Genomic DNA, 16,024 nt, shown 5'->3' with positions numbered 1-16,024 from the left:
AATATAAAAAGTTAATTTATTTGTGCAAGAGTTCGTAGTTTTGTGTAGTTATTTGTATAATTTGCTTATAATATATAGTATATAACAAAAACATTATCAGGAGGTACAAGAAATGAATTTTAAATTAGATATGATTCAAGCAGTGGCAGTGGCAGTTATCGTTCTATTTACAGGACAAAAAATTAAAAACAAGTTGACTTTTTTAGAAAAGTATTGCATACCAGCACCAGTGATCGGAGGATTGATTTTTGCAATAATCACATTGCTACTAAAAGTAAGTAATATATTGGTTTTTGATATGGATATAACGCTACAAAAATTATTTATGACAGCGTTCTTTACAACTATTGGGTTTACTGCAAGTCTTAAATTACTAAAAAAAGGTGGAAAAGGAGTTTTTATTTTTTTAGGATTATCCGTCGTAATTGTAGTTCTTCAAGATATTACAGGAGTTGCACTTGCTAAGATGTTTGGTCTAAATCCACTTATAGGTCTTTCAACGGCATCAGTACCTATGGTAGGTGGACATGGAACTGCAGGTGCCTTTGGTCCAATATTTGAAAAAGCAGGTGCAGTAGGTGCTACCACGGTAGCAATGGCATCAGCAACCTTTGGCTTAATTATGGGCAGCGTTATTGGAGGGCCTATAGGGAAAAAATTAATTGAAAAAAATAATCTTTCATATCCTATGAAAACGGTTAATTCAAATGTGCATGAAGAGGCAGCAACAACCAAAGAAGACACTGTAAAACATCTAATTCCCGAGAAGTTTATGGGAGCTGTATCTCAGATTTTATTAGCTATGGGGCTAGGTACAATTATATCAACACTTCTAGAAAAAACAGGGATAACTTTTCCACCATACATTGGTGCTATGTTTGCAGCTGCAATTCTTAGAAATATATCTGATTCTACAAATGCATATAGAATCCATATAGATGAAATCGATGTCATAGGGGGTATTTCATTATCTTTATTCTTATCTATGGCGTTAATGGGATTGAAATTATGGCAATTAGCAGATTTGGCTTTACCTCTAATAGTAATGTTATTTGCTCAGACCATTTTAATGGGGTTATTTGTATATTTCATAACGTTTAATGTTATGGGAAGAGATTATGATGCAGCGGTAATGGCCTCTGGTAATTGTGGATTTGGTATGGGCGCTACACCAAATGCAATGGCAAACATGGGGGCTATGACAGCAAAATATGGGATTGCTCCAAGAGCGTTTTTTATAGTTCCGTTAGTTGGAAGTTTATTTATAGATTTTTGTAACGCTGGAGTAATTACAATGTTTATGAATTTTTTTGTGAAATAATAGATATTTAAATTGTACATATTAAATAATTTTGGAAACTAAGCTTATTTGCTTGAGTGTTCCTAATAAAATAACCAAAAAAATAGCGAGAAAAAATCTCGCTATTTTTTATTGCATTATAAGAGCATAACAGAGACTTATGAAACATAAGATTACATATAGTGGAAGTATTTTTATGGGATAATTTATATGTAAAAAAACAATTGGTGTACAAGCATATACACTAGATATTTTAACACTGTCACATACATAAAAAGGATTTTATAGGACATACTACATTATTATAGACATAATTATTTAATGCATATTGCTTGGTTAAGAAAAAACATAAAAGTCTGAAAATTTAATTTTTAAAAAGAAGTATTTTGTAGTATTGTGTTTTTATCTGTATAAGCTTATTATAATTATCATATATACTATAATATAATATGATATAATACAAGGAGGATAAAAATGGTTATAAAATTAGACATGATTCAAGCAGTAGCATTAGCAGTTATCGTTTTATTTATAGGACAAAAAACCAAAAACAAGTTAACATTTTTAGATAAGTATTGTATTCCAGCACCGGTTATTGGTGGATTACTCTTTGTATTTCTTACTTTAATACTAAAAGTAACTAACATATTGACTTTTGATATGGATATAACGCTTCAAGCAGTATTTATGACGGCATTCTTTACAACCATTGGGTTTACAGCAAGTCTTCAATTATTAAAAAAGGGTGGAAAACAAGTTTTAATTTTTTTAGCAATAACTACAGTACTTATAATTCTTCAAGATATTACAGGGGTTACACTTGCTAAGATATTTGGATTAAGTCCAATTATAGGTCTTTGTACTGGTTCTGTCCCTATGGTAGGTGGACATGGAACATCAGCTGCTTTTGGTCCATTATTTGAAGCAAAAGGTATAGCAGGTGCCACAACAGTAGCATTGGCATCAGCGACATTTGGACTAGTTATGGGCAGCATGATTGGAGGACCTATAGGTAAAAAATTACTTGAAAAAAATAATCTTTCATATCCTATGAAAACGGTTAATTCAAAAACTTCTAAAGATGTAACAGTATCCAATGAAGACACTAAAAAACCAATGATACCTGACAATTTTATGAGTGCAGCATCTCAGATTTTGTTAGCTATGGGAATAGGTACAATTATATCTAGTCTTTTTGAAAAAACAGGATTTGCTTTTCCGGGATATATAGGTGGTATGTTGGCGGCCGCAGTTTTAAGAAATATAGCGGATGCTACAAAGGCTTATAAGGTCCATTTAGATGAAATTGATGTTATAGGAGGCATTTCATTATCTTTATTCTTATCTATGGCATTAATGGGATTAAAGCTATGGGAATTAGCAGATTTAGCTTTACCTCTAGTCATAATGTTATTTGCTCAGACAATTCTAATGGCGTTATTTGCATATTTCGTAACTTTTAAGGTTATGGGAAGAGATTATGATGCAGCGGTAATGGCTTGTGGACAGTGTGGATTTGGTATGGGAGCTACACCAAATGCAATGGCGAACATGAGCGCTATGACATTAAAATTTGGTCATGCTGAACGTGCATTCTTTGTTGTACCATTAGTGGGAGGTTTATTTGTAGATTTTGTTAACGTTGGAATCATTACGACGTTTATGAATTTCTTTATTAAATAATAAACACTTTTAATCTTACAAATTCTATACTTTAGCGACATTTCAGAAGGAAAGTATGTATTACTTAAAATACATACTTTTTTTAGTGAAAGAATAATATAATAGTTAAAAAATAAGCTAATAATCATAAATAGCGAGAAAAAATCTCGCTATTTTAATTATATCTTGATAAAAAAAACTATGGACTTTATAATTGTGTTATAAGCTTAAGGGAAGGTGACGAATGGGTACAATTAATGATTATTATAACCAGGTTATATGCACTATTAATGAAGGCGTTATTGTTATAGATAAGAAAGGCATCATAAAAATCATTAATAATGCTGCTGAAAAAATGTTGAAGGTTAATGCAGAAAGTAGCATAGGGAAACATATTTTAAAAATATTTCCTTATGGTGAATTATTAAGTATAATTGAAAATAGAGAAGAACAATTAAATATAAAAGAGGGTAAATTTATTATAACCCGTAAAGTAATAACCCAAAATGGCGAAGTCATAGGTGCACTCCAAATATTTAGTAAAAAAACGGAAAATAAGATATTAATGAATTCACAAAGAAATGGAAGAATAGACGAAAATATTTTGAATACAATTTTTAATGCTGTAAAAGAATGTGTGGTTGTAGTAGATCAAAATGGAATAATAACTATGATGAGCGATGAATATAAAGAATTTATTAATTGCAAAAATCCAGAGGGAAAACATGTAACTGATGTTATAGAAAATACAAAATTACATATAATAGCGAAGAGTGGTAAACAAGAGTTTGGAGAAATTCAAGAAACTAATGGACATAAGATAATTTCGATAAGAGTTCCTATAAAGAAAGATGGTAAAATTGTAGGGGCCATTGGGAAAATAATGTTTAAAGATTTAGACAATTTTAAAATATTAAGTAATAAGATAAACAATTCACAAAAAGATGCTGAATATTGTAAAAATGAAATAAGCACAGATCAAAAAGCAATATATACTTTTGAAAACATTATAGGCAATAGTGTTAAAAGCCGCGAGGTAATGAAACTCGCCAGAAGAGTAGCTAAGATAGATTCAAACGTTTTAATTACTGGTGAAAGTGGAACGGGTAAAGAACTCTTCGCGCACTCCATTCATAATGCTAGTAGAAGATGCCAAAAGCCTTTTATAAAAATTAATTGTGGAGCTATTCCAGCACAGCTTTTTGAGTCGGAAATGTTTGGTTATGAAGAAGGCGCTTTTACTGGTGCTAAAAGATCAGGTAAGAAAGGTAAGTTTGAACATGCAAATGGCGGGACAGTCTTATTAGATGAAATTGGTGATATGCCTATGAATATGCAAGTTAAACTCCTAAGAGTTATTCAAGAAAAAGAATTAGTGAGGGTTGGCGGGAATGATGCTATCAAAGTTGACATAAGAATTATTGCGTCAACTAATAAGTCATTAGAACAGTTAATTAAAGATGGAAAGTTTAGAGAAGATTTGTATTATAGGTTGGATGTTATGCATTTAAAATTACCCTCATTAAGAGAAAGAGTAGAAGACATTGATGAATTGTCTAATGCATTAAGGGTAAAAATATGTAAAAAATATAATATCTACTCGGAGGGCATTTCAAGGGAGGCTATTGATTGTTTGAAATCTTATAACTGGCCGGGCAATATAAGACAACTTGAAAATGTAATAGAAAGAGCTATAAACCTGCTTGATACAGATATTTCTATAATGCCAATACATTTTCCAGAAAAGATAATTAATGGTAAATTAAAAAAATATTCATTAGAAAATAATTATTTAAAAGATGTTGTTGAAACTATTGAGCAAGACCTTATCATGGAATGTATAAAAAAAACAGGAGGGAATAAAAAAGAAACTGCAAAAATATTGGGACTTAGTAGGGCCGGATTGTATAAGAAATTAAATAGGTATAATTTAATGAAATTAGCGAATCTACAATAGTACACATGTAAACTATGGTTACATGTGTTGTTTTTATATTAAAAATAGTTGCAGTGGTACAAATGGGGATTGTAAAAAAAATTATATGCTTAGGTGTATCAATACGTTGAAAATACTTTTAGTGATTTTTTTAACAAATAGGTTATAATATTAACAAGCTCAAGATGGGTAAGTGTATGGGGTTATTAGTGTTAACTAAGTTTACAGTCGTAGTTATAATTTGTTTTAAAAAATTGGCAGAGGTTGGTAAAGTAAGAGTTGTAAGATTGTGCACACTTGGCATGGAAATTGCTAGTAATAAATATATAGGAAAAAACAAAAGCATATAATAAATTCCTATTATGTGGTAATAATATACTAGAGAAATAAATAAACGGAGGGTTATAATATGAGAGAAGTAGTAATTGTAGGAGCAGCAAGAACAGCAATAGGATCTTTTGGTGGAGGATTATCAAAAGTATCAGCTGTAGAAATGGGAACTGTTGCAGCTAAAGAGGCTATAAAAAGAGCAGGAATTAAACCAGAACTTGTAGAAGAAGTTGTTATTGGTAATGTAATACAAGCAGGACTTGGACAGAATGTTGCAAGACAAATATCAATACATGCAGGCATTCCAGATGAGGCTTCAGCACTTACAATAAATAAGGTTTGTGGATCAGGACTTAGAGCTGTAAGCATGGCAGCACAATTTATAATGTGTGGAGATGCGGAAGTAGTTTTAGCAGGCGGAACTGAAAGCATGAGCAACGCTCCATATGCACTACCAAACAATAGATGGGGTGCAAGAATGGGAGACGGAAAAGTAGTTGATACTATGATTAAAGACGCTCTATGGGATGCGTTTAATGACTATCATATGGGAGTTACAGCAGAAAATATTGCAGAAAAGTGGAACATAACTAGAGAAGATCAAGATCAATTTGCTTTGAAAAGTCAATTAAAAGCTGAAAAAGCTATAAAAGAAGGTAAATTCAAAGACGAAATCGTTCCAGTGGTAATCCCTCAAAGAAAGGGCGACCCAATAACATTTGATACAGATGAATTCCCGAAATTTGGTTCAACTATAGAAAAATTAAGAAAATTAAAACCAGCATTTAAAAAAGACGGTACTGTAACAGCAGCTAATGCATCAGGAATAAATGACGGTGCAGTTATGTTTGTAGTAATGTCAAGGGCTAAAGCAGATCAATTAGGACTTAAACCTCTAGTTACAATAAAATCTTATGCATCAGGTGGAGTAGATCCGAAAATAATGGGATATGGTCCAGTTCCAGCAAGTAAAAAAGCATTACAAAAAGCAGGAATGACCGTAGCTGATTTAGATTTAATAGAAGCTAACGAAGCTTTTGCATCTCAATCATTAGCTGTAGCTAAAGATTTAGGCTTAAATCCAGAAATAGTAAATGTTAATGGTGGGGCTATAGCACTTGGACATCCAGTAGGAGCTTCAGGTGGAAGAATACTTATTACATTAATATATGAAATGATAAAAAGAGATTCTAAAACAGGACTTGCTACATTATGTATAGGTGGCGGTCAAGGAACTGCGATTATCGTTCAAAGATAATAGCAAAAAAGGATCAGCAAAAAAATGCTGGTCCTTTTTTAGTTGATAGAAAATAAAGTAATTATTAATTAATATTCAGAATATTAATTAAGTAAGGATTTAATTTAAAATTTTGATATAAATGAAGATTAAGTAAAATTTAAGAAGCTTTTAATAATAATGTTATATAATATTAAAGAATAACTGCTAATAATATGGTATAATTATAAGGATAGGAGTGATATAGATGGTTAAAATAAAAAACGCTGTGCCAAACATGTTCACCTTAAGCAATATGTCTTGTGGAATTTTATCTATACTTATGAGTTTTGACGGAAATTATAAATTAGCAGCGGTATTTATTCTTTTAGCAGGAATATTTGATAGATATGATGGTAAAATAGCTAGGTTTTTAAATGTGGATAACGATTTAGGTAAAGAACTAGATTCATTATGCGATTTAGTATCTTTTGGTTTGGCACCTTCAATATTAATATTTAATATTTATAATTTCGCAGGGCTTGGGTCAATTGGGTATTTAATGGTTTTAATTTTCCCAGTAGCAGGTGCATATAGGTTAGCGAAATATAATATTACGGATTTTGATGGGGTTTTTTCAGGAATTCCTATTACTGTTACAGGCACATTTTTAGCACTGTATGCTTTATTTATGTTTAACAAAGCTTCAAATTTAGGGTCGACTATGATTTTAATGGTTATATTATCTTATTTAATGGTAAGCAAATTAAAATTTAAAAAACAATAGTTAAACAATTATAATGAAAAAAAATTTATAACGCAATTATAGTAAAAACCTCACTTTATAGGAGGCCGCTGAAAAAAGCACTCTTTATTTAGTAGAGTTTTCAAGCTTGAATAGAAAAAGCATGAGATGTCCATATTTTGGATATCTCATGCTTTTTATTTTATAATTAAGTTTTAAAAGCCCTATTTCATGCTTTTCAACTTAATTATTCTCTTTAGATTCACAGTGAAGATTGATAATGCACCTTGCATTTGCATGCTAATTAAGCCTGACGATATTGCTACATCATAGCTATGTTGGTGCTTAAGTTCACTGTTTTTAGCCTCTATCATATAACGTTCCCTAGCTCGTTTTTTAAAATATTCACTTTTTTCGAACTCTATTTGATCTTTGTGAGTATTTGACTTTATTGAAACTGAATAAGTTTTAGATTTAGCGCCTTCTTTATAACACCCATCTTTATGAACACAATTTTTACACTTTTCTACATTAAAATAGTAGGTTAGCACTTGATTTTTACCAACATTCTTCTTTCCCTGTTTTGCTTTTTTAATAGCCATATGACCTGCCGGACATACAAATAAACCAGCATCTTTATTAAACTCAAATTCATCTTCTTTTTTTCGCATTCCTTGTGAAATTACAGGATTTAGTCTTGAAATTAATGCAATTTTATTTTCTTTTGTATATTCTAGGTTTTTCTTTTCAGAATAAGCTGTATCTCCAATTACTTCATTTACATCTATACCAGCCTCACGGCTTTTTTCTATTAAGGTTATGAGCTCCTTTCCATCACTTTTTTCGCCAGTTGTAATAACAGCTGCTGTAATTAAACGTTCTTCACTCATAGCAAGGTGTGATTTATATCCAAAAAAAGAACTATCCTCAGTTTTATGCCCCACTTTTGCATCCTCATCTTTTGATATTTTTAGATTTTCTAAGTCATCATTAATAGCTTCCATTAAGTAGTTTAATTTAGTTTTCACAGCTGGATTTGCTGCAGTTTCTGGCTTCTCGTTTATGGTATCAATTAATAATTTGCAGTACTCAAGAATATCTTCAAGTACTCCAGTTGTAACTTTATTAGGTAACTCTTCTTTAATACCAGGATGTACTCCGTACAATGTTTTTCTTAAGTTTTTTGCACGTTTCAATAATTCCTCGCTTGCTGACTTTTGGTTATAACGTGACTTGGTATGCGTAGCATCAACTATTATTGCTTTACTTTTTAAAACTCCCTCTTTTATAGCAAGTTCTACAGTCTTGTTTATTAATAAATCCAATAAATTCATGTCTTTAAGGCGAAGCTTTCTAAATTTAGTTAGTGTACTTGAGTTTATTAAATTTGTTTCTTCTGGGGCTAAATTTAGAAAATATTTAAAGGACATGTCATAAAGAGTTCTTTCAACAACATCTTCATCAGACAATTCATATATTACTTTCAAAAGTAAATATTTAAATAGCATTATGGGGTTAATAGCACCTCTACCCATAGATGAACTATAGTTAATCATCAATTCGTCATAAACAAATGAAAAGTCAACAAGGTCATTAATTTGCTTTAAAATGTTATCTTTCGGAATAATTAACGAATATAAGCTATGGTATGTATTTATTTTTATTTCCAATTGTCCTTTTAGCATAATAGTTTAGCCCCTTTTATTTTATTCTACTATACTAATTCGACATATCTTTTAAAATTCCTTTTTGTTTTTTAGTCTTTTATATAAAAAAATCGCCATCTTTAATTAGATGACGATTTTTTTATATAGTTTTTCAGTGGCCTCCTTTATAGTGAGGTTTTTTTAACAACATTTCAGAAGGTGAGTTTCCTACGCATATAATTGGGGGCACATATTATAGCAAAAATAAAATTTCAGTGGGAATATAAATCATCTTCTGGAGTCGTCAATTCATCTTCGTAGAAGATGTGCAGCTCCGCAGGAGATGATTTAATCTCTAAATTTATAATAATATTCAGGGGTATCTTCAGTAATAACCTTAAATTCATAACCTGAATCTAGATAGTATTTTATGATTTCAGGTAGAGCTTTTACAGTGTTTTTATTATTAAAATTGCAGTGCATAAGGAGTATGGCTACATTTTTATTTCCTTTAATTATTTTTGAATTTTTAATAAGTTGTGAGACACTTAAATTAGGGTTTATACCATCAGATAAATTAACATTCCAATCATATACTTTAAAATTGTTTTTATGAAGTTTCTCTAAATTAGAAGCATTTAAGCGTTTAGCGCTACCGCCAGGAAATCTAATAACCTTAGGAGCAAAGCCAGTGACTTCTTCAATTTTGTTGGAATCTTTTTTCATTTCATAAATAAACTCATCTGTACTTCTATATATTTTTTTAAAATTATGACTGTATGTGTGAAGACCTATACCATGACCCTCATTATATATTCTCTTAAGAATTGATTCCTTTCCTTGAATTTCTTTTCCTACTATAAAAAAAGTAGCTTTTACATTTTGTTTTTTTAATACATCTAATAAAGCATCGGTAACAACGTATGTAGGACCATCATCAAAAGTTAAATAAACAAATTTTGAAGTTTCAATATCGCCAGCAGATTTTAATGACGGACTACATGGTATAAATGCCTGGCTGTTTTTCTGTATATTGGATATATGTGGACTGTTAGATAATAAGAAACAAATAATAGTGGTAGCAAAAACAAGGAAAATACTTTTTTTTCTAAAACTCATATTATCACACACCTTTAATTTTGTCGTAATTAGTATACCCAAAGAAAAATGTATTAAAGCAGTATATTTTTATATGTAAAATTTTTATGTAGCGTGTAATAGGGATTTATAGATAGGTAGTATATCATCACCACAGGTGATGATAATTATGTTAAAGTAGGGCAAGAACATATCTGATGAGTTGTTGACATTCAATACTCAAATTTTGTATAATTATGTTGTTTGATAAAGTTGGAATCTTCTAATTTGTATGGAAAAATAAATTGATAAAATTTTTAAATTATAAATTTGAACATAAAAGATAAGAGGAGGATATACTATGCAACAAACGCCGAATGCTAATAGGCTTCATATAGCTATATTTGGAAAAAGAAATGTAGGGAAATCAAGTTTGATTAATGCAATTACGTCGCAGGATATTGCATTAGTATCTGATTTAGCAGGAACCACAACAGACCCAGTTTATAAGGCAATGGAGCTACTTCCAATAGGTCCTGTTGTTATTATAGATACTGCGGGGTTTGATGACGAAGGCGTAATCGGAGAACTTAGAATAAAGAAAACTAAAGAAGTTATGGACAAAACTGATCTAGCACTTTTGGTTATTGACGGTAATGAGGAAGATTTATTATTTGAGAAAACATGGTATGAAGATTTAAAAAAAAGAAAAATACCTGTAGTTGGAGTCATCAATAAAGTAGACAAAAATGAAGTATCACTCAAGGATATTCAAAAGGTAATAGATCTAACTTTTGTTAATGTTAGCGCTAAAGATAAGACCAATATTGATGGGTTAAAAAAAGTAATTATGGCTAATGCGCCAGAGGATTTTGAAAAATGCACGATTGTCGGTGACATAGTAAAGCCGAAGGCAAGAGTAATAATTGTAGCACCACAAGATATCCAAGCCCCAAAAGGTAGACTAATACTACCGCAGGTTCAAGTAATAAGAGATCTTCTTGATAATGATGTTATGGCACTAGTGGTAAAGGATAGTGAACTAGAGGACATTTTAGCCGCGCTAAAGGACAAACCAGATTTGGTGATTACGGATTCGCAGGTATTTAAAAAAGTCAATTCTATAGTACCAAAAGATGTACCACTTACTTCCTTTTCTATACTTATGGCTAGGTATAAAGGAGATTTACGCACCTTAGTTAAAGGGGCAAAAGCTATAGATACATTGAAACCAGGAGATAAGGTACTTATAGCAGAAGCTTGCACCCATCATCCACTTGTTGGAGATATAGGCCGAGAGAAGCTTCCTATATGGCTTGGGGAAAAAGTAGGTGGAAAGCTAGATATAACGATTTGCGCCGGCAGCAGTTTTCCAGATGATTTAAGCGGATATAAGCTAATAGTTCATTGTGGAGCCTGTATGGTTAATAGGCAGCAATTCATGTCAAGGATTAAGAAGGCTAATATAGAGGAACTGCCTATTACCAATTTCGGTATAGCTATAGCACATATAAATGGTATATTGGATAGAGTACTTAGTGCGTTTGAAGAAGATTCTTTTTAAAGAAAGTTTTTTGAAAAGTATTATATAAAATTAATATAGGGGTAATTTAACTTGAATTTAAATCAACAATTTCAGATGTGCAGAGGGACGTAATTGATAGGACATACTCAATGGGTACTTATATACCTATAAAGACAAAAAAGGGAATGAATAAAGGTGTTGCACACAGAGTAAAAGAGGTATATAGTTATGTGGGAATAGCGGCTAGTAAATTTGAAACTATTAAATGAATTGATAATATTACATTAGAATTAATGAAGAGGCTGTCAAAATTAAAGCTAAAATAAGGGATAAAAGAGAATTTATTTTGAATTTTTGGATATAATACTTTAAATATACCGATAATAATTGAAATTTTAACCATTAATGGTGTGCTTTATTTAACTTTTGGTTGCAACAGTATGTATTAATTTTAGTTCAGGATTATTATTAAATACAGGTAGATAAAAAGAATTTAAAAAAATAAGTTGACTTATTGATTATATAATTTAGAATGTAACATATATAATAATATGAATTAACAATAGAAAGGGGTAGTTTAAATGAAGAAAAAAATATATATTGATGGAATGAGTTGCTCACATTGTGTAAGCCATGTAAAGGAGGCATTACTTGATATTGGTGCTAGTAAATTAAAAGTAGATTTAGAAGAAAAATTTGCAGTAGCAGAATTTGAAGACGAAACAACTGATAATGACATTACGGAAGCTATTGAAGAAATAGGATATGAAGTTACTGAGGTAGAAGAAGATTAATATAAAAAAATAAAAAGTTTGCCAATATTGGTAGGCTTTTTTTCTGTCTACTTTTTCATGTCCATTATATGTAGAAACTATAAATATTGAGTAAATAATTATAAGAAATTATTTACTCAATATAAAAATATTAATTATAGAATTTTAATTGAACATTTATTTTCTTATCTTGTATTTCTAAAATAACATAAGAATACCATGGTTCACGTCTTTTACACGTGGGTGAACCTGGATTTATCATGAGTACTTTATTTTTAGTCAAAATAAGTGGCTGATGAGTGTGTCCAAAGATGATTATATCAACTTTATCATCTATAAATTTATCATAGGCTGTATTTAGTGTGCTTTTGCTATTGCCATGGCCGTGATACAAACCAATTTTATATCCTTCCACAGATATAATTACTTTTTCTTTTAGTAAATCTCTGATGTATCCTTTATCATTATTTCCCCATACTCCAACAAAGTTCTTATGCTCTTTTAATTTTGACACGACGCTTGAGGAAATATAATCACCTGCATGAATTATCATGTCAGCTTCTTTAAATATATTATTTATTAATTTAAAAAGTTTATCATTATGTTTTTTCGCATGAGTATCAGATAATATCGCAATTTTCATATTTCATCACCTTATAATATTATAGTGTTTTATATTATTATTTGCTACATAATTAGTATGTGCGATATATGATATTTCTGTTATAATTATTATATAAATAAAAAGGGTATATTTTTACATTTATTGTGAAGTTTTAAATGTTTATTAAAGCGCAAGGAGAAAAAATGGGGGAAATAGAAGACACGGTCTTAATGTTAGAGCAAACAGGGATAAATATAAAAAATGAGAGATCTTTGCACTCATCCATTAAGCAATGGTATGCGGTGCCAGGGGATAGATTAGAAGTAAAAGTAGATAAATATATAATTGATTTAGTAAGGGAAGATTCATTAATTGAAATACAAACGAAAAATTTTGGCGCAATTGGCAATAAGCTTAGAGAATTGGTTAAGTACAATAAGGTTATGCTAGTACACCCTATAGCTGTTGAAAAATATATAGTAACAACAGAAAAACCTAATAAAGTAATTAGTAGAAGAAAATCTCCTAAAAAAGGTAAAGTGGTTGATTTATTTGATGAGCTAATTAGAATACCTGATTTAATGGCGGAAGAAAATTTTATACTAGAAATCTTAATGACTAAAGAAGAAGAGATACGGTGCAAGGATGGTAAAGGAAGCTGGAGAAGAAAAGGTATAAGCATTGTGGATAGAAAGCTTTTAGAAGTAGTAGATAAAATAACATTTAGAGAAGTAAAAGATTTTTTTGAATTTTTACCACAAGAACTACCAGTGAATTTTACCAATAAACAATTAGCGAAAACATTAAAAGTTACGGTATACAAGGCAAGAAAAATTACTTATTGTTTTAGACAAATGAAGATTATAAAAGAAGTAGGAAAGATTAAAAATGAACTTATATTTGAGAGGGTGTGAAGAATGGATAATAAACCTAAAGTTATCACATTTATGCTGATATCCGCTTTTGCATTTATAGGAGCTCTATTAATTATTAAACCTCAATTCAATTTTTTAGTTCTGCCTCCACCTTTAGGGTTTATATCTGCTATGTGTGCAGGAGCAGCCTATACCTTAATCCGATGTTTAAGAGATAGAGAAAAAGCATCGACTATCGTATTTTATTTTTCTTTTGTTTCAGTTGTATCAATGTTGAAAAAAAAGTTAAAGATTAATAAAAAAACTATTACTACAAGTCGGAGGTCAATTTTAGAATTATAGGAGGAGTAATATATGGATAAGAAAAAGGTTTACGTAACAAGAATAATCCCCAATGAGGCTATTAAGCTTTTAAAAAAGCATTTTGATGTAGAAATTAATCCTCAAGATAGAGTTTTATTAAGAGGAGAGCTCTTAGAAAAGGTAAAAGGTAAGGATGCAGTTTTATGTCTCTTGACTGATAATATTGATAAAGAGGTATTTGAGACAGCTGGTGAAAAATGTAAGATATTTGCTAACTACGCAGCAGGGTACAGCAATATTGATACAGCTGCAGCGACTCAAAGTGGAGTAATAATTACAAACACTCCGCAGGTACTGGATGATGCGACTGCTGACTTAGCATGGACACTGCTAATGGTTGTATCTAGAAGAATCATTGCAGCAGATAAATTCACAAGAAATGGTGCTTTTCAATCTTGCGATCCTATGATGTTTCTTGGACGTGAAATCACGGGTAAGACTTTAGGAATTGTAGGAGCAGGGAGAATTGGTTTTAATTTTGCAAAGAAAGCCAAGGCTTTTGATATGAAGATACTTTATACTGATTTGTTGCGAAATTATGAAATGGAAAAAGAATTGGGTGCTATTTATGTGGATAAAGAAGCATTATTAAAGGAAGCGGATTTCGTTTCATTACATGTACCACTTTCACCTTCTACCAGACACTATATTAGTGAAAAGGAATTTTCTGTGATGAAAAACACTTCAGTTATTGTTAATACATGTAGTGGTCCAGTAATCGATGAAAAAGCATTAGTTAAAGCCCTTAAGCAAGGTGAAATATGGGGAGCTGGGCTTGATGTATTTGAACATGAGCCAGACATTGAACCAGAGCTTCTCGATATGTACAATGTTGCAATTGTTCCACATATTGCCTCGGCTACGATGGAAACAAGGACAAAAATGGGATTAACTGCAGCTAATAATATTATTAAAGTATTGAATGGTGAAAAGCCGGATACTTGTGTTAATGTGGAAGTATTAAAATAATGTTCCCAATAAATCACTCCCATTCAGATTAACGAAGGGAAGTGATTTATTTTAATTGTAATAATATTCTGAGAACTTTATTGACTTTTATTTTGCAAAATGGTAATATAATGAAATGAATAAGAGAATCAGATAACATTTACAGGGTGGAATTAAACTTGAAAATCTTGACGTTACCATGGGAGGTAAGTTATATGATAAGAATTGATGCTAAAGGAAAAACTTGTCCCATACCAGTTATAGAAGCCAGGAACGCTCTTAAAGCAGTTGAAGAAGATGAAACCGTATTAGTTATTGTAGATAATGAAATGGCTAAGAAAAATTTAGAAAAAATGGCTAAGGGAATGGGATACGAATGGGAATCCAAAACTATTAATGAATATCATTATGAAGTTAAAATTATAAAAGGGTTAGGTTCAGATGAATCTGTTAAAGAATTAGAAAATGAGAAAAAGGAAAATACATTAGTTGTTATATCTTCTGATAAAATGGGAGAAGGGAATGATGAATTAGGACAAGTTCTAATTAAAGGCTTTATTTATGCTTTGGTAGAAGCAGAACAAATCCCCTCTACTATTGTTTTCTATAATGGGGGAGTAAAACTTCCAACCAAACAATCTTCAGTGTTAGATAGCTTGCAAAAATTAGAGAGGTTGGGAGTGGAAATTTTATCTTGCGGAACATGCCTTAACTATTATAATTTAGAAGATGAGCTGTCTGTTGGACAAATCACAAATATGTATAACATTGTTGAAAAAATGAATGCTGCTAATAAAATTATTAAGCCTTAGATTATAAGGCTTTTTTTTATTTACTCTGTTTGGTAATTTTTTCATATATTCATTAATATGATATTGGTAGTAGTAAAATATCATGAAAATAGAATATGAGCTATGTCCAAGCTATTAGAAAATTAGGTGCAGAGACTATAGTAATAGATTTAAACTATAATTGAAGCACATTCAAATAAATAACAAAATATAGAGGAATAGAAGGAGGATTT

General features: G+C 30.7%; 15 protein-coding genes. 12 read left to right on the top strand and 3 right to left on the bottom strand.

The annotated features are described in order from the left end of the window. Positions 1 to 112: 112 nt before the first annotated feature. The 6 genes from gltS (KTC92_RS10090) to pssA all read left to right on the top strand — a co-directional run bounded on the left by gltS (KTC92_RS10090) (position 113) and on the right by pssA (position 7,231). A complete protein-coding gene (gene gltS / locus KTC92_RS10090) occupies positions 113 to 1,321 on the top strand; it encodes a sodium/glutamate symporter (protein WP_216302207.1) in 1,209 nt (402 codons plus the stop codon). Positions 1,322 to 1,774: 453 nt separating this feature from the next. Beyond that, on the top strand, positions 1,775 to 2,983 hold the full coding sequence (gltS, locus tag KTC92_RS10085) for a sodium/glutamate symporter (RefSeq protein WP_216302206.1): 1,209 nt from the start codon (positions 1,775 to 1,777) through the stop codon (positions 2,981 to 2,983). Between the two features lie 223 nt (positions 2,984 to 3,206). Beyond that, complete coding sequence (locus KTC92_RS10080) at positions 3,207 to 4,919, top strand: sigma-54-dependent Fis family transcriptional regulator (protein ID WP_220286995.1); 1,713 nt, start codon at positions 3,207 to 3,209, stop codon at positions 4,917 to 4,919. A 176-nt stretch (positions 4,920 to 5,095) separates the two neighbouring features. Beyond that, the gene (locus tag KTC92_RS10075) at positions 5,096 to 5,248 is read left to right on the top strand and encodes a hypothetical protein (protein WP_220286996.1); all 153 of its coding nucleotides are present in this window, start codon (positions 5,096 to 5,098) and stop codon (positions 5,246 to 5,248) included. 59 nt (positions 5,249 to 5,307) lie between these two features. Next, complete coding sequence (locus KTC92_RS10070; RefSeq protein WP_216302203.1) at positions 5,308 to 6,486, top strand: acetyl-CoA C-acetyltransferase; 1,179 nt, start codon at positions 5,308 to 5,310, stop codon at positions 6,484 to 6,486. A 226-nt stretch (positions 6,487 to 6,712) separates the two neighbouring features. Beyond that, positions 6,713 to 7,231 (top strand): CDP-diacylglycerol--serine O-phosphatidyltransferase, encoded by a 519-nt coding sequence (gene pssA, locus KTC92_RS10065; RefSeq protein WP_165413341.1) that lies wholly within the window; start codon positions 6,713 to 6,715, stop codon positions 7,229 to 7,231. 182 nt (positions 7,232 to 7,413) lie between these two features. Here pssA and KTC92_RS10060 read toward each other — a convergent pair whose 3' ends face one another. Then, entirely contained in the window at positions 7,414 to 8,874 is a 1,461-nt protein-coding gene (locus KTC92_RS10060) for an IS1182 family transposase (protein ID WP_220287894.1), read from the bottom strand. A gap of 309 nt (positions 8,875 to 9,183) precedes the next feature. Next, the gene (locus KTC92_RS10055; protein ID WP_216303876.1) at positions 9,184 to 9,954 is read right to left on the bottom strand and encodes a polysaccharide deacetylase family protein; all 771 of its coding nucleotides are present in this window, start codon (positions 9,952 to 9,954) and stop codon (positions 9,184 to 9,186) included. Positions 9,955 to 10,273: 319 nt separating this feature from the next. On the opposite strand from KTC92_RS10055, the gene hydF reads away from it, so the two are divergent. Further along, positions 10,274 to 11,476 carry a [FeFe] hydrogenase H-cluster maturation GTPase HydF gene (gene hydF, locus KTC92_RS10050; RefSeq protein ID WP_216303875.1) on the top strand — a complete coding sequence of 401 codons (1,203 nt, stop codon included), beginning with the start codon at positions 10,274 to 10,276 and terminating at the stop codon, positions 11,474 to 11,476. A gap of 542 nt (positions 11,477 to 12,018) precedes the next feature. Then, the gene (locus KTC92_RS10045) at positions 12,019 to 12,231 is read left to right on the top strand and encodes a heavy-metal-associated domain-containing protein (RefSeq protein ID WP_165413344.1); all 213 of its coding nucleotides are present in this window, start codon (positions 12,019 to 12,021) and stop codon (positions 12,229 to 12,231) included. A gap of 130 nt (positions 12,232 to 12,361) precedes the next feature. Here the strand turns inward: KTC92_RS10045 and KTC92_RS10040 are convergent, their stop codons facing one another. Continuing rightward, positions 12,362 to 12,853: a metallophosphoesterase gene (locus tag KTC92_RS10040; RefSeq protein ID WP_165413345.1), complete on the bottom strand. Its 492-nt coding sequence runs from the start codon at positions 12,851 to 12,853 to the stop codon at positions 12,362 to 12,364. A 164-nt stretch (positions 12,854 to 13,017) separates the two neighbouring features. Between KTC92_RS10040 and KTC92_RS10035 the strand changes: the two genes are divergently transcribed. From KTC92_RS10035 to yedF, 4 genes are all read left to right on the top strand, one after another. Further along, positions 13,018 to 13,728, top strand: a complete 711-nt coding sequence (locus tag KTC92_RS10035) for a hypothetical protein (RefSeq protein ID WP_220287574.1) — start codon at positions 13,018 to 13,020, stop codon at positions 13,726 to 13,728. Positions 13,729 to 13,731: 3 nt separating this feature from the next. Further along, complete coding sequence (locus KTC92_RS10030) at positions 13,732 to 14,031, top strand: hypothetical protein (RefSeq protein WP_216303873.1); 300 nt, start codon at positions 13,732 to 13,734, stop codon at positions 14,029 to 14,031. A 12-nt stretch (positions 14,032 to 14,043) separates the two neighbouring features. Next, complete coding sequence (locus tag KTC92_RS10025) at positions 14,044 to 15,021, top strand: D-glycerate dehydrogenase (protein WP_216303872.1); 978 nt, start codon at positions 14,044 to 14,046, stop codon at positions 15,019 to 15,021. 194 nt (positions 15,022 to 15,215) lie between these two features. Then, on the top strand, positions 15,216 to 15,812 hold the full coding sequence (gene yedF, locus KTC92_RS10020; RefSeq protein ID WP_216303871.1) for a sulfurtransferase-like selenium metabolism protein YedF: 597 nt from the start codon (positions 15,216 to 15,218) through the stop codon (positions 15,810 to 15,812). Positions 15,813 to 16,024: the final 212 nt, after the last annotated feature.

Source organism: Clostridium sp. CM027 (genome assembly GCF_024730565.1).
In the GTDB taxonomy this organism is placed as follows: Bacteria; Bacillota; Clostridia; order Clostridiales; family Clostridiaceae; genus Clostridium_AD; species Clostridium_AD estertheticum_B.
Note: the sequence above shows the minus strand (reverse complement) of the source record. Positions and strands in the feature narration are given on the sequence as shown.